A 23,288-nucleotide genomic window follows, 5' to 3' on the forward strand; every position below is an offset into this window, starting at 1 on the left:
TTACAAATGTTTTACCCGACGTTTTACTTCTTCCTGTTTTCCTGCATTAAAGGGTCTGGCGTCCGGGCTGCCTAAATAGCCACACACACGACGGGTGACGGAGACGGTTTCGCTGTTATGATTGCCACATTTCGGGCAAGTAAAACCTTTGCTGGTGCATTCAAATTCACCGGTAAATCCGCATTCGTAACATTCATCAATCGGTGTATTGGTACCATAATAAGGCACGCGCTCATAACTGTAATCCCAAACATCTTCCAAGGCTTTGAGATTATGTTGCACGTTAGGATATTCCCCATAACAAATAAACCCGCCGCTTGCCAGATTTGGATAAGGCATTTCAAAGTCTAATTTATCGTATGGATTGACTTTTTTCTCAACGTCCAAATGGAAACTGTTGGTGTAGTAGCCTTTGTCGGTGACGCCATCAATCACGCCAAATTGTTTGGTGTCCAGTCGACAGAAGCGATCGCAAAGATTTTCGCTTGGCGTGGAATAAAGGCTGAAACCGTAGCCGGTTTCTTGTTTCCAGCATTTGGTGGCTTGGCTTAAATATTCGACGATAGCAACGCCTTTTTGACGCAATTGTTCGTCATCGTAAATTGAACGTCCAAATAAGGCGTTAATCGTTTCATGAATACCGATATAGCCTAAGGAAATAGAGGCTCGTCCGTTTTTAAAAATGCCGGCAATATTATCATCCGCTTTTAAACGCACACCGCATGCGCCTTCCATATAAAGAATTGGTGCGACACGTGCTTTGGTGTGTTCCAAGCGGGCGATACGAGTCATCAAGGCTTTTTTAGCAATAGCAAGGCGTTGATCTAAAATTTCATAGAATTTTACTTCATTTCCTTTTGCTTCAATCGCCATGCGCGGCAAATTGAGGCTGATAACGCCCAAATTATTGCGTCCGTCATGTATAAATTCGCCACCTTCTTCATAGGCAGCCAAGAAACTACGACAGCCCATTGGTGCCTTGAATGAACCGGTGACGTTGACCACTTGATCGTAATTTAAAATATCTGGATACATGCGTTTTGAAGCGCATTCCAGCGCTAATTGTTTAATATCATAATTCGGATCTTGCGGGCTTTGGTTAACGCCGCGTTTGATGGTAAATACCAATTTGGGGAAAACCGGTGTTTTGTGATTTTTGCCCAAGCCGCGAATGCGATTTTTTAAAATCGATTGCTGAATTAACCGCTCTTGCCAACTGGTACCTAGACCGAAACCAAAGGTGACAAAAGGGGTTTGCCCATTTGAGGTGTGCAAGGTATTGACTTCATATTCCAAGGATTGGAACGCATCAAAACATTCTTTTTCGATTAAAGCGTCTGCATAGGCTTTAGGTTGCGGAATTTGCCATTGTTCGGCAGTTTTCAACAGTTTTTCATAACTTAGCTGCACATAAGGCGCAAGCACTTCGTCAATGCGATTGATGGTGGTTCCGCCATAAATATGACTTGCTACTTGGGCGATAATTTGTGCGGTGACTGCGGTGGCGGTACCAATGGATTTTGGCGGCTCAATTTCCGCATTACCCATTTTAAATCCTTGTGTGAGCATGCCTTTGAGATCAACCAGCATACAATTGAACATGGGGAAAAATGGCGCATAATCCAAATCGTGATAATGAATTTCACCTTTTTCGTGAGCTTCTACTACATCACGTGGTAAAATATGATATTTGGCATAATGTTTCGCCACAATTCCTGCCAACAAATCCCGTTGTGTCGGGATGACTTTGGCATCTTTATTGGCATTTTCATTCAACAATTCCACATTGCTTTGCTGAATCAGTCCCTCAATTTCTTTGGTTAGCGAGCTGCGTTTTTCGCGGGCTAAATCTCGATCATGGCGATATTCAATATAAGCGCGGGCAATTTGTGGATATTGGCTGGACATCAATTGATTTTCCACAATGTGCTGAATGTGATGAATATCGATTTCTTGCTGGTAACGGGCAAAAATCGTGTTGCATACCGCTTGCCCCATTTGATGGCAATAAAAATCGTCGGAAATTCCTACCGCACTTGCCGCTTTTTTTATTGCATTGATAATCCGTTGAATTTCAAACGCACTACGTGAACCGTCGCGTTTAATGACCCAAAATCCGCTCATCTTTCACCTCTGACTTCTTATTAAAAATTAAAATACTATATATGGATATTTATGAAAATACAATCACTATATATAGTATTTCTTTGATTAAAAAATCTTTAAAGGTAATTAATGATTCGTTGGTTTGCTTGATAAGCAGGAATGTGTGCTCTAAAAATAGACAAAGAAAAGATTATTTTTTCTTGATTTAGATCAAAAAACACCCTCTAGATAGCGGGTGTTTTTTGTAATAATTAAGTCAAGTTGATGTAATTACTTAACTATATTTTCAGTGAAAAATGGTATCTTCTTAAATTTATTTTTCAAAATAGACTTTTTTCAATGCCATTTCTAAACCACGAAATTCAGCTAATCCTTTCAGACGCCCTATAGCAGAGTAGCCCGGGTTCGTTTTTTTGCGTAGATCATCAAGCATTTGATGCCCGTGGTCAGGACGCATAGGAATAAGACGTGTATTGCCGGCAGCTTTGCGTTTATATTCTTCGGTTAATAATGCTTTCACGACATTAAACATATCTACATCACCAGCCAAATGCGCTGCTTCGTGGAAGCTTAACGGATTATCTTCACGGCAGGTTGAGCGTAAGTGAGCAAAATAAATACGATCAGAGAATTTCTCGGTCATTTTCACCAAGTCGTTATCAGAACGTACGCCATAAGAGCCGGTACACATGGTAAATCCGTTTGCCGGTAGTGGTTGCGTTTCAACAAACCATTGCATATCTTCAATAGTGGAAACAATGCGCGGTAATCCTAAAATTGGGCGTGGCGGATCATCAGGGTGTACAGCCATATTAATACCGACTTCTTGTGCAACAGGGATAATTTCACTTAAAAAATAAGCTAAATGTTCGCGGAATTTTTCAGGTGAGATTTCTTTATAGCGATCCAGTTGTGCTTGAAACTCGGTGAGAGTATAACCTTCTTCTGCTCCCGGTAATCCGGCAATGATGTTGTTAGTCAGCTGTTGGATTTCTTCCGGTGTCATTTTTTCAAAATAACATTTAGCTTGTTCCTGCTCTTGTTGAGTATAAATCTGCTCAGCGTTTGGACGTTTCAGAATATGCAATTCAAATGCGGCAAACGCAATTTGATCAAAACGCAGTGCTTTTGATCCATCCGGCATTTGGTATGCTAAATCAGTTCTAGTCCAGTCCAGTACAGGCATGAAATTATAACAGACAGTATCAATACCGCATTTAGCTAAGTTTCTTAATGTTTCTTTATAATTCTCAATCCATTGTTTGTAGTTTCCGGTTTGGGTTTTTATTTCTTCATGTACCGGCACACTTTCTACTACAGACCAAGTCAGACCGGCTTGTTCTACTAAAGCTTTGCGTTCTTGGATTTCTTCTATCGACCAAATCTGACCATTTGGAATGTGATGAAGTGCGGTAACGACACCGGTTGCTCCAGCTTGTCTTATATCTGATAGAGATACGGGATCATTGGGGCCGTACCAACGCCATGTTTGTTCCATTTTTATGTCCTCGTTAGTTATTCGTTAGTGGATAAATCTGTCTATATTATAAATAAAAAATGAAACTGGTAAACTAAAAAGTGTAATTTGTGTGACATGTATCACATTTTTGATAAAAATTGGTATACCGAAACTGAATAATAGGGTTAAATAAGCGAAATTAATTTATGTTGTTATTAAGGTATGATTTGAAAACACACAAATCGTATTGTAGCGCGTATTTTCGTTTTTACTTGAAATTTGTTTATTTTTTATTTGATATGAGGAGATTTGTTATGAATCAAGCAAATCAAGCTTCCGGTCAACAACGTGCTTTTGGGATGAAAGATAAGTTGGCTTATATGGCGGGAGATATGGCAAATGACTTTAGCTTTATCATGTCAGCCAATTTTTTGATGCTGTTTTATATCAATGTGTTAAAAATTGAAGGGTATATTGTCGGTATCTTGTTTTTGTTGGCAAGGGTTGTTGACGGTTTTACCGATATTGGCATGGGGCGTATCGTTGATACGATCAAACCTTATCCTGAAGGTCGGTTTAGAGGGTTAATTCGTCGAGCCGCGCCTTTTGTCTGTTTTTCCGGTTTTTTGTTATTCTTACATATCGTTAAAGATTGGGATTATAGCTATAAAATCATTTATATTTTTGTAACTTATATTTTTTGGGGAAGTTTTGCCTACACAGCGGTTAATATTCCTTATGGTTCAATGGCGACCGTAATTAGTGCAAAAGTGGAAGATCGTTCGTCGCTCTCTGTATATCGGACGGTGGGAGCGAATATTGCGGTGTTAGTAATTTCTTTTGGTATTCCTTTATTGGTTTACCGTGAAATTGATGGTAAACAGGAAATTATACCGGAAATGTTCACCTATATTATGGGGGCATTTATGATTATCGCTTTCATTTTCTATCAAGTTTGTTGGCGTTATAGCACTGAACGAATACAGCTTGAACCGGAAACACCAAAAGAGAAAAAACATTGTTTTGAAGATATACAGGCAATATTTCGTAATTTAGTGAGCAATTTTGCTTTGCAGATCTTTATTCTCGTTGCAATTTTTTTGTTATTGGCAACGCTGTTGGTTAATGCCATGAATCCTTATCTTTACGTCGATTATTTTAATAGTAAATTTGCGTTGTCCATTGGGGGAGTATTTGCACCTATTGCAATTTTCGCTATTGCTCCTTTTGCTCAAAGATGGGTGAAAGCCTATGGTAAAAAAGAATCGGCTTCCGTTGCATTATTGATGAGTTCTATTATCTATTTTGCCTTATATTTTTTCCATATTACAAATGTTTGGGTATATCTTGCTTTCGTTTTTGTTGCATTATTAGGAGTTGGATATTTTAATGTCATCGTATGGGCATTTATTACTGATGTCATCGATCAGCAATTTTTGAAAACAAATAAACGGGAAGATGGCACTATTTATGCTACATATTCTTTTGCGCGTAAATTAGGTCAAGCATTAGCCGGAGGATTGGGGGGAGTTGCGTTATCTTTAGTCGGATATCAATCCCATGTCAGCGTACAGTCTCAAGAAGTACTTGATTCAATTTACAGTTTTTCTAATTTGGCACCGGCAATATTCTATTTAATTATTGCTATTTTATTGAAATTTGTTTACCCACTTTCGAAAGACGTTGTGTTAAAAAATTCAGAAGCATTGGAAGAACTTTCTAAGAAATAAATTTATTTTATTTTCAAAGAGTAACTAACACTAAGAGGTAGAAATTATGTTATATCCTATAGCAACACAAACTAGACAATTAGTTGATTTAAGCGGTATTTGGCAATTTAAATTAGCGGATCAACAATGGCAGCCTATGGCGGTGCCGGGCTCATTTAATGATCAACTTATTTTAAGTGAATATAAAAATTATGTAGGGGATTTCTTTTATCAAACGGAATTTTTTGTTACTGAAGCAATGTTAAATCAGCGCGTATTTGTCCGTTTTGGATCGGTAACCCATTATGCGGCCGTTTTTGTTAATGAACAATATATCGGTGAGCATCAAGGTGGCTTTACACCATTTGAATTTGAAGTAACCAAGTTTGTTATTTTGGGCAGAAATGTACTTCGAGTAAATGCAAATAATATTTTGAATAATTCTACTCTCCCGGTAGGAAATTATTCCGAAACAGTAGATGAAAATGGGAATATTCGTAAAAAATTAGACGAAAATTTTGACTTCTTTAACTATGCGGGTATTCATCGTCCGGTGATGTTGTGGTGTAAACCAAAAAATTATATTGAAGATATTACAATTACATATGAGCTTCAAGATAACCAAGCAACCGTTAATTTTGCGATTGCAGTTGTTGGTGAAACTAAGCAGATTAAAGTGACCGTACTTGATGAACAATCACAAGTGGTTGCCACATCAATCGGTGGAGCTAAACAACAGGTGCAAATTGATAATGTTATTCGCTGGCAACCGTTAAATGCTTACTTGTATCAAGCGGTTGTGGAATTGGTAGATGGTGACGTTGTTGAAGATAGCTATAGCGAACCATTTGGTATGCGGACTGTGGAAGTTAAAAATAATCAGTTTTTAATTAATGGTGAACCGTTTTACTTCAAAGGATACGGACGCCATGAAGATACCTATCTAAACGGGCGAGGTTTAAATAATGTGGCAAATGTATTAGATGTAAATTTAATGAAATGGCAAGGCGCTAATTCTTTCCGCACATCACACTATCCTTACTCTGAAGAAATGATGCGCTTAGCTGATCGGGAAGGATTTGTTGTTATTGATGAAACAACAGCGGTTGGTCTAATGTATAATTTCGGAGTTGATATGAAAGTTGATCCGGCAAATAATACCTGGAAAATATATAAAACAGGAGAGGCTCACCGTCAAGTTATTCGCGAATTAATTCAACGGGATAAAAATTATGCTTGCGTTGTGATGTGGTCTATTGCTAATGAAGCTTCAACTGCAGAAGAGGGGGCATATGAGTATTTTGAGCCATTATTTAAATTAGCCAGAGAATTGGATCCACAAAATCGTCCGTGTTGCTTTGTTAATTTATTATTAGCGACACCGGATACTGATGTTGTCACCCCTTTAACCGATGTTATTTGTTTGAACCGTTATTGTGGCTGGTATCGCCAACTTGGCGATTTAGATGCAGCGAAAAAAGCACTAAAAGAAGAAGTTGAGCATTGGCATCGATTATATCCTGACAAACCAATTATGTTTACTGAATATGGTGCGGATACGGTAGCTGGATTACATGATATGGACTTTAATACACCATTTACCGAGGAATACCAAGTGGAATATTATAAAGCCAATAATGAAGTAATTGATCAACTACCTTATTTTGTAGGTGAACAAGTATGGAATTTTGCTGATTTTCAAACTAAATATGGTATTTTCCGCGTACAAGGAAATAAGAAAGGGTTATTTACTCGTGCGAGAATGCCTAAAATGGCAGCTCATTATTTCAAACAAAGATGGGACAATATTCCAAACTTTAACTACAAAAAATAGTCGTCATTCCTGTATTAGAGAATAAACGGTTGTAATCTATATATTATTTGATACCTGTTTTGAGTTATTCTTGAAACGGGTATATTTTTTTAAGTATCTGTGATATTTTTAATGTTTAACAATAGATATGCAAAAATATCTCCGTTAATATGAGGTTTTTACGGAGATATTGTTGATTTAAAAAAAAAAAAAAAAACCGGATTAACATTGAATAAAAAACCATCAAAATTTGGATCTTCTATATCAGATAACTCAAATAATTTTTGTTTTACATTTTCTATATGTTGCCACATCATTTTTTTAGCCAATGCTGGATTTTTACGCTGAATCGCGTTTAAAATTTTTTCATGATCAACAAGCCAAAGTTTACGATAATGCTGATCTTCAATGTGTAAATGCAATGTTTTCCACATTGAGTTATCTCTATATTTCCAAAAGTCTTTCTGGATTTGAATTAATACTTCATTTTGGGTAATTTCAGTGAGTGTAGAGTGAAACTCCTGATCCACGGAATAATCATTGATATTCTGTTCCAGTGTAATTCGTTCTTTATTCAAAATTTCTTTTAATTTTAAAATATCATTACGCGTTGCTTGTATTGCTGCAAATTCAGCAATACTACTTTCAATAAGTTGTCTTGCCTGCAGTAATTCAAAAGGTCCTACATCCGCAATGGGTTCTGAGAAATTGTCAGCTTGCGCGCAAGGTAACGCGATAACGTATACTCCCGAGCCTTTTTTAACAGACACGAATCCTTCAAGTTCAAGCATAATAATTGCTTCACGAACAACTGTTCGACTTACATCAAAGCGTTCAGCAATGTCGCGTTCAGGCGGCAAACGTTCGCCAATTTTATATAAGCCTTGCTGTAATTCTTCTTTTAGTTGTTCTCCTATTTTTTTATATGATCGATTAAAATAATTGTCATTCATAATGAATTTCCGAAAATATTTAACAAATTTCCCAATATATTAAATATTGGGACGACCCACTGGATTATATCATAATTTATTGAATTTTTCTGATTTCTTCTAGCACTTTATAGATTTCCGGATCTGATTTTTGTAATTCTTCATACATAGGTGCTACTGCTTTTTGAAAAGCGGTTTTATCTACCTCAACAAACGTCACACCTTGTTTAACAGCAGATTCTCTTTCTGCATTTTCTGAGGCACTCCAAAGCTTTTGCATTTCGACAGCGGCTTCATCCGCAGCTTGTTGTAACGCTTTTTGATCTTTTTCATTGAGCGAATTCCAAACTTTTGTTGAAATGACTAAAACATCAGGTACCATTGTATGTTCATCTTCACTAAACACACCCGCGACTTCATTATGACGGCTTAACGTATAAGACGGAATATTGTTTTCCGCCGCATCTACTACCCCTTGTTGCAATGCGGTATAGAGTTCTCCGTATGCTAATGGCGTTGGATTTCCGCTGAGAAATTTGACCATATTTACTGCTGTAGGACTAGGTTGAACTCGAACTTTTAGCCCTTTTAAATCTGCCGGAGTTTTAATTGCTTTTTTAGCATAAAAGCTCCGTGCACCGGCATCTAAATAGGCTAAACCGATAAATCCGTTATCTTTTGATGAGGCTAAGATGTTTTTACCGACAGCACTCTCCAATACCTTATGGTATTGGGTTTTATTGGTGAACAAGTAAGGCAAGTTGTAAACTCCATAAGGTTTACTAAACGCTTCAAGTTCAGCCGCATTGGATTTTGCTAATGCAATTGCTCCTTTTTGTACCAGCTCTAATGATTCACGTTGTGAACCAAGTTGTGCATCCGGATAAATTCTAATTTTCAGTTCACCATCAGATAGTTGAGATGCTCGTTTTGCCATAAATTCAAATGCCTTATGTACTGGGTGAGTACGATTTTGGTTGTGACTAAGTTTTAGTGTTGTAGTGGCATCTGCCGCAATGGAAAAACTTAATGTCAATGCTGCTGCCAAAGTTGATAATAGAAAATTGTTTTTTAATTTCATAGTATGTCCTCAAAAGTACTTAAAATAATCAATTACACCGATATTATAACAGCTATGCTGTTAAGAAATTTGCGTATATTGCGTGTGAGTAAGAAATAAAAGTGTTTTATGTTTCTTGCCTTTGCAACGACTAATAATATCGAATCAAATCTATCCAAGTTAAATTGGATATACATCAATACGCGTATCATTCATTATTTTATGTATATAGTCAAAACAATTAATCAAAAAGTTAGACCAATGTCACAAAAAATATGAAAATAGGAATGCCACTTTAAAAAAGTGTGATCTTGATCTAATTTTTTTGGTTGAATTTATCGTAAAATTAGCACTTAAATTTGTAATAGGAGATTTTTTATGAGTAAAATCGTAAGATTGGTAAACCGAGTTATGGCGATATTTTCTGTGCTGCTATCTGCAGTTTTGGTTGTCTGTGTTGTTTGGCAGGTAATTTCTCGCTATGTATTGGGGGCGCCAAGTATTGTAACCGATGAATTAGCTCGTTTTTTATTTATGTGGGTTGGTTTGATCGGCGCAGCTTATGCTACCGGTTTAAAACGTCATTTAGCGATTGACTTATTGCTATTGAAAATGCAAGGTAAAAATAAAACCGGTTTAGAGGTGGTTATCCTCTTGGTGATGATTTTCTTTGCCGGGTATATTTTACTATACGGTGGCGGTAATCTTGCGTGGGATACACACTTAACAGGGCAAGTATCTCCTTCATTGGGCATTGATATGGGATTGGTTTATCTGTGTTTACCCGTATCAGGTGCAATAATGTTATTTTATTTACTAATTGATTTGATTGGTAAATTTAGTTCTGAAAGAAAAGGAATATAATATGGAATGGTCAATCATTCTCGTTTTATTTGGTACTTTTGCTGTTATGCTGGCACTTTCTGTACCAATTTCATTTGCAATTGCAATTTCTACTTTAATTACGATTGCAACTACTTTGCCACTTGATAGTGCGTTGACGGTAGTTACTCAAAAAATGGCATCCGGATTAGATAATTTCGCGTTATTAGCGATTCCATTTTTTATTTTAGCCGGAAATATTATGAATCGCGGTGGAATTGCAATTCGTCTGATTGAGCTTGCAAAAGTATTGGGGGCAAGACTTCCGGGATCATTATTTCATTGCAATGTATTAGCTAATATGATGTTTGGTTCTATTTCCGGTTCTGCTGTTGCGTCCGCTGCTGCAATGGGTGGAATTATGTCACCATTACAAAAGAAAGAAGGTTATGATCCGGAACTATCTGCAGCAGTGAATATCGCTTCCTGTCCGACAGGATTATTAATTCCTCCAAGTAATACATTGATTGTATATTCTTTAGTTTCTGGCGGTACGTCTATCTCTGCTTTATTTTTAGGTGGTTATTTACCGGGAATTCTTATGGGATTAGGAGTGATGTTGGTTGCCGGGTTTATGGCTAAAAAACGTAATTATCCACTTGCTCCGAAACCGAGTTGTAAAGATGTTTTTATGAAAACATTGGATGCTATTCCATCTTTATTACTAATTGTCATTGCTATTGGTGGAATTATTGCAGGAATTTTTACTGCAACAGAAGCTTCCGCAATTGCTGTAGTATATACGTTGGTTCTCGCCGTAGGCATTTATAAAGAAGTAAAAATAAAAGAGCTGCCGGGTATTATTTTAGAATCCAGTGTAACAACTTCAATTGTTTTACTCCTTATTGGTGCTTCTTCAGGCATGTCTTGGGCAATGGCGAATGCAGATATACCTTATATGATACAAGATGCACTAATGTATTTTTCTGAGAGTAAGTTCGTTATCTTATTATTTATTACCGTTATTTTACTGATTATTGGTACCTTTATGGATATGACTCCGGCGGTATTGATTTTCACACCGATTTTTTTACCTGTAGTAACGGAATTAGGTGTAGATCCAATTCATTTTGGTATCATGATGACATTCAATCTCTGTATCGGAATTTGTACTCCTCCGGTTGGTAGTGCATTATTTGTAGGATGCTCTGTCGGTAACGTAAGTATTGATCGTGTATTAAAACCAATAGTGCCGTTTTTTATAGTATTAATAGCGACTTTATTATTGGTAACTTATATACCGGATATCAGCCTATTTTTACCAAAATATCTTTTAAATTATGTTCCAATGTAATAACTCATATGATAATTAAGGATTTATTATGACTACATTAAATACAGCAAATAAAATTGTTCATCTCGGTTTCGGTGCTTTCCATCGTGCGCACCAATTACTTTATACCGCAGAGACGAATCAACAAGCTACGCAACAATGGCGTTATTATGAAGTGAATTTGCGTAATGATTCAGAAATCATTGAACAATTAAAAGCGCAAAATTACCAATTACATGTTTTGGAAAAAGGGGCAAAAAATAAACGTTTAAAAGAAGTGAAAGCGGTTATTGAATATGCTTATCACCCGACATTAGATGGGATTGATGCGATTTTAGAACGTATGGCGGATCCTGAAGTGGTTATTGTGTCTTTGACGGTCACAGAAAAAGGATATTGCTTGGATCCTGCCAGCGGCAAATTGGATTTAAATAATCGTGAGATTCAAGTTGATTTAAAAAATCCGACAGCTCCGGTTTCTGCGATCGGCTATATCGTAAGAGCATTACAATTACGTAAAGAACGGGGAATTCCGGCGTTCTCCGTTATGTCCTGTGACAATTTAATGGAAAACGGATTTGTGGCGAAAAATGCAGTATTAGGATTTGCCGGTCATCTTGATCCGGCATTAGCTGATTGGATTGAACAAAATAGCTCGTTCCCTTGTACAATGGTGGATCGTATTGTACCTGCGATGACGGTCGACAGTTTACAGGAAGTTGCCGATGTTTTAGGTCAATCAGATCCTTGTGGAGTCGTTTGTGAAGAATACCGCCAATGGGTGATCGAGGATCATTTTGTTTCCGGTCGTCCAGAGTGGAACTTAATTGGGGCAGAATTGGTAGAAGATGTTCGTCCGTTTGAAGAAATGAAATTACGTATGCTTAATGGTAGTCATTCTTTCTTAGCTTATCTGGGATATTTAGCAGGGTATGCACATATTTCTGATTGTATGCAGGATAAGAATTACCATACAGCCGCGTATCAACTGATGTTAAATGAGCAAGCGGTAACGCTTTGTATGCCACAAGGTATTGATTTAACCCGTTATGCAAATCAATTAATTGAACGTTATGAAAATCCGAATATTAAACACCGCACTTGGCAGATTGCGATGGACGGTAGCCAAAAGCTTCCAATTCGTATGTTGGCCTCAATTCGTTACCATCTTGCTAAAGGTTCCTCATTTAAATTATTAGCATTGGGTGTTGCCGGTTGGGCAAGATATGTGAGCGGTGTTGATGAGCAAAATCAACCTATTGATGTCAAAGATCCTATGGTAGAAAAATTTCAGCAAATATATGCTCAACACGGTTTAACATTGGCTGCATTAGATGAGTTATTAAACTTGGAGGCTATTTTCCCAAGTGAATTAACATCAAATACTTTATTTGTCGAAGAAGTGAGAGCGGCGTTTACATCATTGCTTCAGGTTGGCGCGAAACAAACGGTAGCGAATTACATTAATGCGTAAGTGAGGAAATGATGAAACAGTTTATGAATGAAGATTTTTTGTTATCCACTGATACTGCTAAAACACTTTATCATGATTATGCCAAAATACAGCCAATTTTTGACTATCATTGTCATTTAAATCCAAGAGATATTGCAGAAAACCGTCAATTCAAAGATTTAACTGAAATTTGGTTGGAGGGAGATCACTATAAATGGAGAGCCATGCGTTCAGCTGGCGTGCAAGAAGAGCTAATTACTGGTTCAGCTGATAATTACAGTAAATATCTGGCTTTTGCTCACACTGTGCCTAAATGTATCGGTAATCCAATTTACCATTGGACACACCTTGAATTACGTCGTCCTTTTGGGATTACTAATATATTATTTGGTCCGAATAATGCGGATAAAATCTGGCAGCAATGTAACGATATGTTGCAGCAACCTGAATTTTCCGCACGAGGCATAATGCAACAAATGAAGGTTGAGCTTGTTGGAACGACAGATGATCCTGTCGATTCACTGGAATATCATCAAAAGGTTGCACAGGATCCTTCTTTCAATATAGAAGTTGTTCCGAGTTGGCGACCGGATCGCGCCTTTAAAATTGAGCTGCCATTATTCAATGAATATATTGCTACGCTTGAAAACGTCAGCGATATAGAAATACGGACTTTTGATGGGTTGAAAAAAGCCTTAACAAAACGGTTGGATCATTTTGATCGAATGGGATGTAAATCTGCGGATCATGGCATGGAAATTGTCCGCTTCGCCCCAATTCCGGAAGAAAGTGTATTAGATGCAATTTTGCAGCAACGCTTAGATGGACAAGTGCTTTGTGAAGAGCAAATTGCACAATTTTCTACCGCACTTTTGGTGTGGTTAGGGACGGAGTACCATAAACGTCATTGGGTGATGCAGATGCATATTGGGGCGATTCGTAATAATAATACCCGTATGTTTAAGTTATTGGGGGCGGATAGTGGATTTGATTCTATCGGCGATCGTTTATTTGCAGAACCGTTGTCTCGTTTATTAGATACAATGGATCAAACCGATCAATTACCTAAAACAATTTTATATTGCTTAAATCCACGTGATAATGAAGTATTAGGTTCAATGATCGGTAATTTCCAAACCGGTGGTATTTCGGGAAAAATCCAATTTGGATCCGGTTGGTGGTTTAATGATCAAAAAGATGGGATGGAACGTCAATTACAACAGTTATCCCAACTTGGTTTATTGAGCCAATTTGTTGGTATGTTGACGGATTCTCGTAGCTTCTTGTCTTATACACGACATGAATATTTCCGTCGTATTTTATGTGAAATGCTAGGTAATTGGGTCGAGCGGGGGGAAGCCCCAAATGATATGAAATTACTTGGCGGCATGGTTAGCGATATTTGTTATACCAACGCGAAACGTTATTTTAAATAAAACGACAGGATAATCGTATGAAAAAAATTGCACTGATTGGCGAATGTATGATAGAGCTAAATGGTGAACTTTTCGGTAATATGCGCCAGACTTATGGTGGAGATTCTTTAAATACGGCAACCTATTTAGTACGTATTAGCCAATCGGAACAACTTGATGTGCATTATGTTTCTGTTTTGGGCGAGGATAAATTAAGTCGGAGAATGAGGGAGCATTGGCAGCAAGACGGCATCAAAACAGAATGGGTATTAACTGATGCCGAACGTCAACCCGGGCTTTACTTAATCCAGCTGGATTCAGATGGCGAACGTACTTTTCTTTATTGGCGTAATCAATCTGCTGCTCGTTATTTATTACAGCATGCGGATTACCCAAAGGTGTTTGAACAATTAAAAAGTATGGACATGGTATATTTTAGTGGAATTAGTTTTGCAATTTTACCGGAAAATGACCGCACTTTATTTATTGAGCAATTGCGTGAATTAAAACAATCAGGGGTAAAAATTGCTTTTGATAGTAATTTCCGTGTTAAACTTTGGGATAATCTGGCGCAAGCTAGACAATATTATGAAGCATTATTACCATTAATTGATATTGCGCTGGTTACTTTTGATGATGAAGCCGTATTATGGGGCGATAATGATGAGCAGGAAACGATCAACCGTTTGCAATCTTTTGCTATTCCGCTTATCGTTGTTAAACAAGGCAAACAGGGGCTGTTTTTTGCCAACAAGGACAACAAACTTTTGTGCCGACAACTCCGGTGGAACATGTAGTTGATACCACTTCGGCGGGTGATTCTTTTAACGCTGGCTTTTTACAAGGATATTTATTGGGTAAAGATCTCATACATTGTTGCCAACAAGGTAATCAATTAGCCGGTATTATTATTCAACACAAAGGAGCTATTATTGCGCCGGAAGCGACTGCCACATTGCGTTGTCAATTTAATGATACACAGTCTTAATTAATATGGATTACAGAGGAAAAAATGAGTTATACAACAGAACAAATTGTAAAAAAATTAGCAGAATTAAAAGTGATTCCGGTGATTGCTTTAGATAAAGCAGAAGATATTTTGCCTTTAGCAAAAACATTAACCGATAACGGTTTACCGGTGTTGGAAATTACGTTTCGTTCCGCTGCTGCCGAGCAGGCTATCCGATTAGCCCGTCAACATTATCCTGATATTTTGATTGCTGCCGGTACAGTTTTAACTACAGAGCAACTATTTGCCGCTAAAAATGCCGGCGCAGATTGTGTTGTGACGCCGGGATTTAATCCAAAAATTGTACAACTTTGTCAAGATTTAGTGTTGCCGGTTATGCCTGGCGTAAATAACCCGATGTCTATTGAGGCAGCACTTGAAATGGGAATTAATGCTGTTAAGTTCTTTCCGGCAGAGGCAAGTGGCGGGGTAAAAATGATCAAAGCATTATTAGGTCCTTATGGTGATCTGAATATTATGCCGACCGGAGGTGTCAATATAAATAATATTAAAGATTATCTTGCTATTCCGAATGTTGTTGCTTGCGGAGGATCATGGTTTGTAGAAAAATCGTTGATCAATGGTCAGAAATGGAATGAAATCGGACAGTTAGTTCAAGAAGCGGTAAGCTTAGTTCAGAAATAATAAGAGATTATTTTTTAGATACTATTGTTTGATAATTGGTGTAATTGGAAGGCATTAATGGTGTTCTAATTACACCAGAAATATTTTACACGCTGATTTTCATCATAATTAATTATATTTGTAGTGATAAACTAACTTGGTACTAATCATTGATGATTTAGTATTAAAGGAGTACTAATAAAATGTTTTTTTCAACTGTATCTCCCCTCATATGGGTTCTTATTGGTATTTTTCTTCTCATTGTCTTAATTGTTAAAGTTAAATTACATAGTTTTGTCGCATTGCTAATTTCTGCCCTTTTTATTGCCTTAACAGAAGGTATGCCGATAGAAAAAATTGCCTCGACCATTAGCACCGGCGTTGGTGGGATATTATCAGCTTTAGCTTTGATCGTTGTCATTGGCGCAATTATCGGCAAACTTATGACAGAGTCAGGCGCATCTCAGCAAATTGCCGATACCATAGTCTCATCTATGGGGGGAAAAATGTTACCCTTTGCTTTATTAATTATTGGCACTCTCTTTGGCATGGCAATGTTTTATGAAGTTGCTTTTTTAATTATTATCCCTTTGGTATTAAGTATTGCAAAAGAAGCTAATATTCACTATATGAAATTAGTTATTCCTGCAATTGCCGGTACAACGATGGGACATAGTATTTTTCCTCCGCAACCCGGTCCTATGGCATTGGTATCCGCATTTAATGCAGATATGTCGCAAGTTTATGTATTAGGTTTTATTGTGGTTATTCCGACAATTATTGCCTCAGGGGTTTTGGTTCAACGGTTTATTCCGGGACTTGAGCAAATGCCGTTAGGCGATGTCATGAAACCAGCAAATAGGTTACCTAAAGCGAAATTACCCTCATTTGGTATAAGCATTTTAGTTCCTTTATTGCCGGCAATAATTATAATCATCTCTTCCGTAGTAAAAAATTTATGTTCTAACACAGATACGCTTTATCGGATTTTTAGTTTCTTTGGTAGTGCAGAAATCAGTATGTTGATCACCTTGCTGGCAGCGATCTATTTTTTTGGCTACAAGCAGGGGTTATCAGGAGAGGAGATCTCAAATCATTTAAGTGACGCTATAAGAGCCATTTCGAATGTGATTATTGTAATTGCAGCAGGTGGAGTAATGAAAGAGGTCATTATTGAAGCTAATGTAGGACAAGAAATCGTTAGACTCATTGGTAATCTATCTATTTCTCCACTTATCCTAGGCTGGCTAATTACCGTTTTGATTCGCTTAATGACGGGACAAGGTGCTGTATCAGCAATTACAGCCGCAGGAATTGTTGCTCCTATGGTAGAGGCTTTTGATGTTAATCCGGTGTTAATGATGCTTGCTTGTGCAACGGGGAGTAATACCACAACATTAATGTGGGATGCCGGTTTTTTGTTATATCAGCAGTCTTTTGGGATCTCAATTAAAGACACAATTAAAACTTGGGGCGTATTGGAGGCTGTAAACTCCGTAGTTGGGTTAATTATTGTTTTATTATTAAGTCTTATACTCTAATGAGAATTGATGACTAAAACCGATTTAATAAACTAAATTAGTTCATCTTTATAAATGTAATGCCATGACTACAGCATTTTCCCGTTTACCGTCTTTTGTTGGATAGTAATTTTTACGAATGTCGACTAGATGGAATCCCTGCTTAATGTAGAGATTTTGCGCGGTTAAATTGTATTCTCGAACTTCCAACCAAAGCGTAGCAATGCCTTTAGTTTGAAGTTGGTTAATTAGCTCTCTCAATAATCGGCTTCCCAAGCCTTGACCTTGAAACGAAGGATGAATGGCGAGGTTAAATAAGGTTGCCTCATCTAAGACCGTTTGACAGATAGCAAAACCGATAATTTGATTTTGTCGCTGAAGTTTTAAGTTAAGATAGCGTTCGCCTTGATTATTTTTTAACGTCCCTAAAGACCAAGGAACGCTATGCGCCACTTGTTCTATGGCATAAAGTTGCTCGAAATCTTGAGGGGCGATAAAAGAGATGGTGTACATAATCAGTTACTTTTTTGCAGTTGTTTCCACAATTGGCGTTTTGCTTGTGGCGATTGGCGTAAGGTTTGCCATGCCGGAGATTGCCATTGGTGCTGTGCTTGTGGGCATTGGCTTAAAGTGCGGTCGATTTTTTCTTGATTATCGCTCAATAACCAATAATCGACTTGGTGTTGTAAATTTAAATGGGGAACAAAGTCAAAATCAATGCGCAGACAATCGCTGATTTGCAGATTTAGGCTGTGCAAAATATCGCTTAGCAGCGGTTGCGACGTGATTTCCTGTTCGGCAATAATAATCAAGCGAATATGCGCCACTACCGGTATATTAATGATCCCTTTTAGGACGTCGGGACGTTGCAATTGCCACTGGCAAATGTGCATTTGTTGTAGGAGTAAATCTCGTCTGTTCATTGCGTTGCAATTTTCGTTTATAATGCGCCTAATTTTAACCAATATTGAATAGGATTAATAGCGTGATTTCTGTTGAAAGCCAAGTTCTACAACGTCATTTAGCATTTTTTGAGGGAAAATCGGTATTATTTGCCGGCGGGATCCGTGATGATTTTCCGTCGCAATTGACGCAGGCACGAGAGATTTCTGTGTGGTCATGGTATTTTGATTATGCAAAAAAACGAAGTACGGTCAGTTTTTCTTTAGAATGTCCATTTTCTGCTACATTGATGGTTTATTATTGGACAAAAAATAAACAAGAAACTCGGTTTCAGTTAATGGAATTATTAGCAAAAGCACCCATGGAGCAGGAGATGCTGATTATCGGCGAAAATCGTGCCGGTGTGCGTTCAGCAGAAAATATGCTGGCGGAATATGGCGAGATTGCCAAAATTGACGGGGCAAGACGTTGCGGTTTATATCATTTTTGTTTAAAAAAACGACCGCACTTTTCTTTGCCGGCGTATTGGAAAAACTATCAACAAGAGCGCCTCAAGGGGTTAACGGTTTTTAGTTTACCGGGAGTTTTTAGTGCTAACGAATTGGATTTAGGGACAGAGCTTTTGCTTTCGACTTTGGATCAACCCTTGCGTGGTAAAGTGCTGGATGTGGGATGTGGTGCCGGTGTGATTGGGAGTTATATAAAAAAGCAGCATCCTAATGTGATATTAACCATGAGCGATATTCATGCGATGGCATTGGTATCGGCAACACGAACCTTGGCGGAAAATCAATTGCAAGGTGAGGTCGTGGCAAGTGATGTGTTTTCGCATATTCAGGGAAAATTTGATCTGATTGTGTCCAATCCCCCTTTTCATCAAGGTGTTGATACAGCTTATCGTGCAGTAGAAGAATTAATCCGCCAAGCTAAACGGCACCTTAATTCCGGTGGCGAATTACGCCTTGTTGCGAATGCTTTTTTACCTTATCCTGAGCTATTAGATCGTTATTTTGGCGCTCATCAAGTTTTAGCGCAAACCAGTAAATTTAAGGTTTATTCTGCACGTGCAGCATAATATTGTCGGTTTGTGCTGGCGATGGCAGGTGGGCATTGTTGTGCTGATGTTGCTTGCCAAATGGGCGAATAGCCGATAAATTCGGGCGCAAACCGATCTTCTTGTTGTTCCGGTTTGATGCCGTGGTAAGTATTATTTTCTATTCCCAATTAAACGATCCGACCGCAATGCTATTTGTCGAGAATGTTTGTCAACGGAATGAAGGGCGGATATGGCGCTTTGATAGCAGAGGCCTATCCAACGGAGGCGCGGACCACCGCACAAAATCTGCTGTTTAAGTTAGGATGCACAGTTGGCGGTTTCGGATCTATCGTCGTAGGGACGGTCTTTTCTGCCTATTCTTTCTCTCCAGCTATCGTCTTTTTAGCGCTGATTTATGTGATTGATATGATCGCAATAATTTTCTTACTCCCTGAAAACAAAATGGCATTAGGCAAAGTATGTCGAGAAAAGGAAATTGCTTGGATAACGGGGCGATGGAAAGTTTTTTTGGATGCCTAAAAACAGAATGCTACTTCGGCAGGCGGTTTGACACTCTTGCCGAACTTAAGCAAACCATTCATGAGTACATTCATTACTACAACAATGAGCGCATTCAAGTGAAATTAAAAGGACTAAGTCCTGTAGAATACAGAATTCAGTCCTTAAGTTAAAGCAGTCTAACTTTTTGGGGCAGATCAATTGGGCGTTTTTGTCATAAATAATAAAAAGTGCGGTTAAAATTACCAACCTTTTACCACACCGTCTTTAAAGTGTTTCACTGCTTCTTGATACACTTCTTCTGTCTGGTAAGCTTTCACGAAGTTTTGTACCGCTTCGCTGTCTTTATTATCTTGACGAGCAACAATGATATTAACATAAGGCGAATCTTTGTCTTCAACAAATACACCATTTTCGGAGGCAGTTAATCCAACTTGACCGGCATAAGTATTGTTCACTACCGCTAAATCAACATCATCTAAGGCTCTTGCTGCAACAGAGGTATCCACTTCTTTGATTTGCAGATTTTTCGGGTTTTCAATAATATCTAAAGAAGTTGCAAATAAGTTTGTGCTATCTTTTAATTTAATCAAGCCTTGTTTTTCTAATAAGATTAACGCGCGGGCTAAATTGCTCGGATCATTTGGTACCGCAACTACTGCACCATCTTGTAACTCATTAACATTTTTAATTTTTTTAGAGTAACCGGCTAGTGGGTAAACAAAGGTATTGCCTACGATCATCAGATTATTATAACCGTTAGATTGGGAATCTTTGTCTAAATAGGGTTTATGTTGCATTGCGTTGACGTCCAAATCGCCTTTACTTACCGCTGGATTTGGTAGCGCGTAGTCGTTAAATTCTATGAATTCAACGTCTAAATTATATTTTTCTTTAGCCACTTTTGCCGCGATTTCTGCAACTTGATGTTCAGGACCTGACATGACGCCGACTTTAATTTTTTGTACCGCTTTGGTTGGTTCTGCCGGTGCGGCGGCGGTTTCCGGTTTTTTATCGTCACAAGCGGCTAAGGCAAAGACGGAGGCGAGTGCGACAACACTTAATGTTTTCTTAAAATTCATGATTTAAATCCTCTTTAAAAAGGTTGATTAATTAACGATGATCAAAACGATCAGCGAGTTTGTTTCCGTATTTTTCACATAACATGACGATAATTACGATAATAATGGTGGAAACCCATAATACGTAAGGCATATTTCTGTGTAAACCGAATGAAATTGCAGTATTACCCAAGCCACCACCGCCAACTGCGCCCGCCATGGCAGAATACCCGATTAAGGTGACTAAAGTGAGAGTCATGGCTTTAATCAGCATTGGCAATGCTTCAGGTAAATAAAAGCGAGTGACTAATTGCCAAACGGTAGTTCCCATAGCTTTTGCTGTTTCCGTAAGACCGCTTGGGATATCGCCGAGTGCATTTGAGGTTAAGCGGGCATAAAACGGTAATGCCGCTACACTCAATGGGATAATTGCGGCAGTAGTACCAAGGGTAGTGCCAACTAAGAAACGGGTCACCGGCATTAAATCAAATAATAAAATAATGAACGGAATTGAACGCCCTATATTAATGATGATTTCTAAAATGCGGTTTGCTCGTTTATTTGCCAACACTTGATTCGGTTTGGTCAAAAAATTTAAGACGCCTAAAGGCAGACCGAATAATACAGCAAACAAGGTCGCTATCAAACTCATATAGACAGTTTCAAAAGAGCTCATCGCAATCAATTGCCATATTTGAGGCGTCAGTTGGCGAGAAAATTCACTACTAAATTCAGTTAACATAGCCTAGTACCTCAATGCGAACGTTATTTTCCATTAAATAAATTTTAGTTTGTGTAATAGCATCTTCGCTACCTTCCACTTCGGCAATGACAAAGCCAAATTTGACGCCACCGGCATAATCAATTTGTGAACTCAAAATACTAAGTTCTACACCAAATTTTTTGGATGCTTGCGATAATAATGGAGCATCAACGGAACGACCGGTAAATTCAAATTTGATAATTGGTTGTGTGTTAGGGTATTTTGGCGTTTGCGATAATTTTTCCATATATTCGTCCGGCAAATTAATATGAAAAGTTGAACGAATAAATTCTTGTGCCAAAGCAGTTTTTGGATTGGAAAAAATTTCACTCACTGAACCTTGCTCGATCAATTGTCCTCTATCAATGACGGCTACTTGATCACAAATGCGTTTGACCACATCCATTTCATGGGTGATCAATAAAATGGTAATCCCTAAAGTGCGGTTAATTTCTTTTAATAAATTTAAAATAGATTGCGTGGTTGCCGGATCTAATGCGCTGGTAGCTTCGTCGCAAAGCAACACTTTGGGATCGCTTGCCAACGCGCGTGCAATTGCTACGCGTTGTTTTTGACCGCCGGATAAATTTGCCGGATACGCGTCTTTTTTGTCATTTAATCCAACTAATTCCAAGAGCGCATCGACTTTTTGTTGAATATGATCTTGCGGTTTTTTTCCAATTCTAACGGTAATGCAATATTGTCGAAAACGGTACGTGAACTCAGCAAATTAAAATGCTGGAAGATCATGCCGATATTGCGTCGTTCGTGAATAAGTTGTGCGTCAGAAAATTCTGTCAGTTCTTTTCCATCAATGATAACGGAACCGGAGGATGGTTTTTCCAATAAATTGACGCAACGGATCAATGTACTTTTTCCGGCGCCAGACGCGCCGATAACTCCACAAATTTGTCCCTTAGGAATTTCTAAGGAAACATTATCAAGTGCGGTCAATTTTTTGCCGGAAATATCAAAAATTTTACTTATATTTTTCAGCTTAATCATATAAGCCCTTTTCGGTCAATGTTAAATTATTTTGCTATTTTAGACGTCTAGATTGCTGTGTCAACTGTTATTGGCAAGATTTTTATGAACAAATAGAATAAATAAGAATTAAATTGCATCAAATGATGGGAATGGCGATAATGCTTCTTTATTGAATATGAATAACTCATTGGGGATAATGAAATGAACAAAGCGATTTTCTTGGATCGTGACGGAACATTGAACATAGATTATGGGTATGTACATGAAATTGATCAATTTCACTTTATTGAGGGGAGCATTGAAGCTTTACAGCAACTAAAACAAATGGGTTATTTATTGGTGCTGGTGAGCAATCAATCGGGAATTGCGCGGGGCTATTTTTCAGAACAGCAATTTTTGCAATTAACGGAATGGATGGATTGGTCACTGGCTGATCGTGGTGTGGACTTAGATGGAATTTATTATTGTCCGCATCATCCTGATGGTATCGGCGAATTTAAACAAGACTGCAATTGTCGCAAACCAAAAGCAGGAATGTTAAGCCAAGCGATTAAAGAATTGAAAATTGATCCGGCACGTTCCATTATGATTGGCGATAAAATGGAAGATATGATGGCGGGGAAAAGTGCGGGAATAAAAATGAATATTTTGGTGCGTAGCGGAAAAACGGTGACCGAAGATAGCGAAAAACTGGCAGATTATGTAATCGATTCAATTACAGATGTGGTGGCATTAATTAGAAAGTTGAAATAATGCGCAAAAAA

General features: G+C 38.0%; 18 protein-coding genes and 4 pseudogenes. 13 read left to right on the forward strand and 9 right to left on the reverse strand.

Annotated features, from left to right (window positions below; translation table 11 throughout):
* Both nrdD and uxuA read right to left on the reverse strand, forming a co-directional pair.
* Entirely contained in the window at positions 1-2,124 is a 2,124-nt protein-coding gene (gene nrdD / locus CFY87_RS10075; RefSeq protein ID WP_094947348.1) for an anaerobic ribonucleoside-triphosphate reductase, read from the reverse strand.
* Between the two features lie 295 nt (positions 2,125-2,419).
* Positions 2,420-3,604 (reverse strand): mannonate dehydratase, encoded by a 1,185-nt coding sequence (uxuA, locus tag CFY87_RS10080; protein WP_094947352.1) that lies wholly within the window; start codon positions 3,602-3,604, stop codon positions 2,420-2,422.
* Positions 3,605-3,879: 275 nt separating this feature from the next.
* Here uxuA and CFY87_RS10085 point away from each other — a divergent pair, with 275 nt between their 5' ends.
* Complete coding sequence (locus CFY87_RS10085; RefSeq protein ID WP_236757417.1) at positions 3,880-5,295, forward strand: MFS transporter; 1,416 nt, start codon at positions 3,880-3,882, stop codon at positions 5,293-5,295.
* Positions 5,296-5,341: 46 nt separating this feature from the next.
* On the forward strand, positions 5,342-7,108 hold the full coding sequence (gene uidA / locus CFY87_RS10090) for a beta-glucuronidase (protein ID WP_094947355.1): 1,767 nt from the start codon (positions 5,342-5,344) through the stop codon (positions 7,106-7,108).
* A 158-nt stretch (positions 7,109-7,266) separates the two neighbouring features.
* Here the strand turns inward: uidA and CFY87_RS10095 are convergent, their stop codons facing one another.
* Both CFY87_RS10095 and CFY87_RS10100 read right to left on the reverse strand, forming a co-directional pair.
* Positions 7,267-8,040, reverse strand: a complete 774-nt coding sequence (locus CFY87_RS10095) for a GntR family transcriptional regulator (protein WP_094947359.1) — start codon at positions 8,038-8,040, stop codon at positions 7,267-7,269.
* Between the two features lie 76 nt (positions 8,041-8,116).
* Positions 8,117-9,100: a TRAP transporter substrate-binding protein gene (locus tag CFY87_RS10100; RefSeq protein WP_094947362.1), complete on the reverse strand. Its 984-nt coding sequence runs from the start codon at positions 9,098-9,100 to the stop codon at positions 8,117-8,119.
* A 357-nt stretch (positions 9,101-9,457) separates the two neighbouring features.
* On the opposite strand from CFY87_RS10100, the gene CFY87_RS10105 reads away from it, so the two are divergent.
* The 7 genes and pseudogenes from CFY87_RS10105 to CFY87_RS10135 all read left to right on the forward strand — a co-directional run bounded on the left by CFY87_RS10105 (position 9,458) and on the right by CFY87_RS10135 (position 17,276).
* On the forward strand, positions 9,458-9,943 hold the full coding sequence (locus tag CFY87_RS10105) for a TRAP transporter small permease (RefSeq protein WP_094947365.1): 486 nt from the start codon (positions 9,458-9,460) through the stop codon (positions 9,941-9,943).
* A 1-nt stretch (position 9,944) separates the two neighbouring features.
* Positions 9,945-11,255, forward strand: a complete 1,311-nt coding sequence (locus CFY87_RS10110; RefSeq protein ID WP_094947368.1) for a TRAP transporter large permease — start codon at positions 9,945-9,947, stop codon at positions 11,253-11,255.
* Positions 11,256-11,283: 28 nt separating this feature from the next.
* A complete protein-coding gene (locus tag CFY87_RS10115; protein ID WP_094947371.1) occupies positions 11,284-12,708 on the forward strand; it encodes a mannitol dehydrogenase family protein in 1,425 nt (474 codons plus the stop codon).
* Positions 12,709-12,719: 11 nt separating this feature from the next.
* On the forward strand, positions 12,720-14,123 hold the full coding sequence (gene uxaC, locus CFY87_RS10120) for a glucuronate isomerase (protein WP_094947374.1): 1,404 nt from the start codon (positions 12,720-12,722) through the stop codon (positions 14,121-14,123).
* Between the two features lie 17 nt (positions 14,124-14,140).
* Positions 14,141-15,090: pseudogene (locus CFY87_RS10125) on the forward strand (sugar kinase).
* Between the two features lie 24 nt (positions 15,091-15,114).
* A complete protein-coding gene (locus CFY87_RS10130; protein ID WP_094947377.1) occupies positions 15,115-15,756 on the forward strand; it encodes a bifunctional 4-hydroxy-2-oxoglutarate aldolase/2-dehydro-3-deoxy-phosphogluconate aldolase in 642 nt (213 codons plus the stop codon).
* A 182-nt stretch (positions 15,757-15,938) separates the two neighbouring features.
* Positions 15,939-17,276 (forward strand): gluconate:H+ symporter, encoded by a 1,338-nt coding sequence (locus CFY87_RS10135; protein ID WP_094947380.1) that lies wholly within the window; start codon positions 15,939-15,941, stop codon positions 17,274-17,276.
* Between the two features lie 48 nt (positions 17,277-17,324).
* On the opposite strand, the gene rimI is transcribed toward CFY87_RS10135, so the two are convergent.
* Together rimI and CFY87_RS10145 are read right to left on the reverse strand one after the other, a co-directional pair.
* Positions 17,325-17,768: a ribosomal protein S18-alanine N-acetyltransferase gene (rimI, locus tag CFY87_RS10140; RefSeq protein WP_094947383.1), complete on the reverse strand. Its 444-nt coding sequence runs from the start codon at positions 17,766-17,768 to the stop codon at positions 17,325-17,327.
* Between the two features lie 2 nt (positions 17,769-17,770).
* Complete coding sequence (locus tag CFY87_RS10145) at positions 17,771-18,178, reverse strand: DNA polymerase III subunit psi (protein ID WP_094947386.1); 408 nt, start codon at positions 18,176-18,178, stop codon at positions 17,771-17,773.
* A gap of 62 nt (positions 18,179-18,240) precedes the next feature.
* On the opposite strand from CFY87_RS10145, the gene rsmC reads away from it, so the two are divergent.
* From rsmC to CFY87_RS10160, 3 genes and pseudogenes are all read left to right on the forward strand, one after another.
* On the forward strand, positions 18,241-19,233 hold the full coding sequence (gene rsmC / locus CFY87_RS10150) for a 16S rRNA (guanine(1207)-N(2))-methyltransferase RsmC (RefSeq protein WP_094947389.1): 993 nt from the start codon (positions 18,241-18,243) through the stop codon (positions 19,231-19,233).
* Positions 19,234-19,295: 62 nt separating this feature from the next.
* Positions 19,296-19,656: pseudogene (locus tag CFY87_RS10155) on the forward strand (MFS transporter); the annotation flags it as partial.
* A gap of 5 nt (positions 19,657-19,661) precedes the next feature.
* Positions 19,662-19,886: pseudogene (locus CFY87_RS10160) on the forward strand (transposase); the annotation flags it as partial.
* Positions 19,887-19,955: 69 nt separating this feature from the next.
* Here the strand turns inward: CFY87_RS10160 and CFY87_RS10165 are convergent.
* The 3 genes and pseudogenes from CFY87_RS10165 to metN form a co-directional block, all read right to left on the reverse strand.
* A complete protein-coding gene (locus tag CFY87_RS10165) occupies positions 19,956-20,795 on the reverse strand; it encodes a MetQ/NlpA family lipoprotein (RefSeq protein WP_094947392.1) in 840 nt (279 codons plus the stop codon).
* Between the two features lie 31 nt (positions 20,796-20,826).
* Positions 20,827-21,516 (reverse strand): methionine ABC transporter permease, encoded by a 690-nt coding sequence (locus tag CFY87_RS10170; RefSeq protein ID WP_094947395.1) that lies wholly within the window; start codon positions 21,514-21,516, stop codon positions 20,827-20,829.
* Positions 21,506-22,542: pseudogene (metN, locus tag CFY87_RS10175) on the reverse strand (methionine ABC transporter ATP-binding protein MetN). Before metN ends, CFY87_RS10170 begins: the two are co-directional and overlap by 11 nt.
* A 183-nt stretch (positions 22,543-22,725) precedes the next feature.
* Here metN and gmhB point away from each other — a divergent pair.
* Positions 22,726-23,277: a D-glycero-beta-D-manno-heptose 1,7-bisphosphate 7-phosphatase gene (gene gmhB, locus CFY87_RS10180; RefSeq protein WP_094947398.1), complete on the forward strand. Its 552-nt coding sequence runs from the start codon at positions 22,726-22,728 to the stop codon at positions 23,275-23,277.
* Positions 23,278-23,288: the final 11 nt, after the last annotated feature.

The organism is Actinobacillus seminis, assembly GCF_002263215.1.
Classification (GTDB): domain Bacteria; phylum Pseudomonadota; class Gammaproteobacteria; order Enterobacterales; family Pasteurellaceae; genus Actinobacillus_B; species Actinobacillus_B seminis.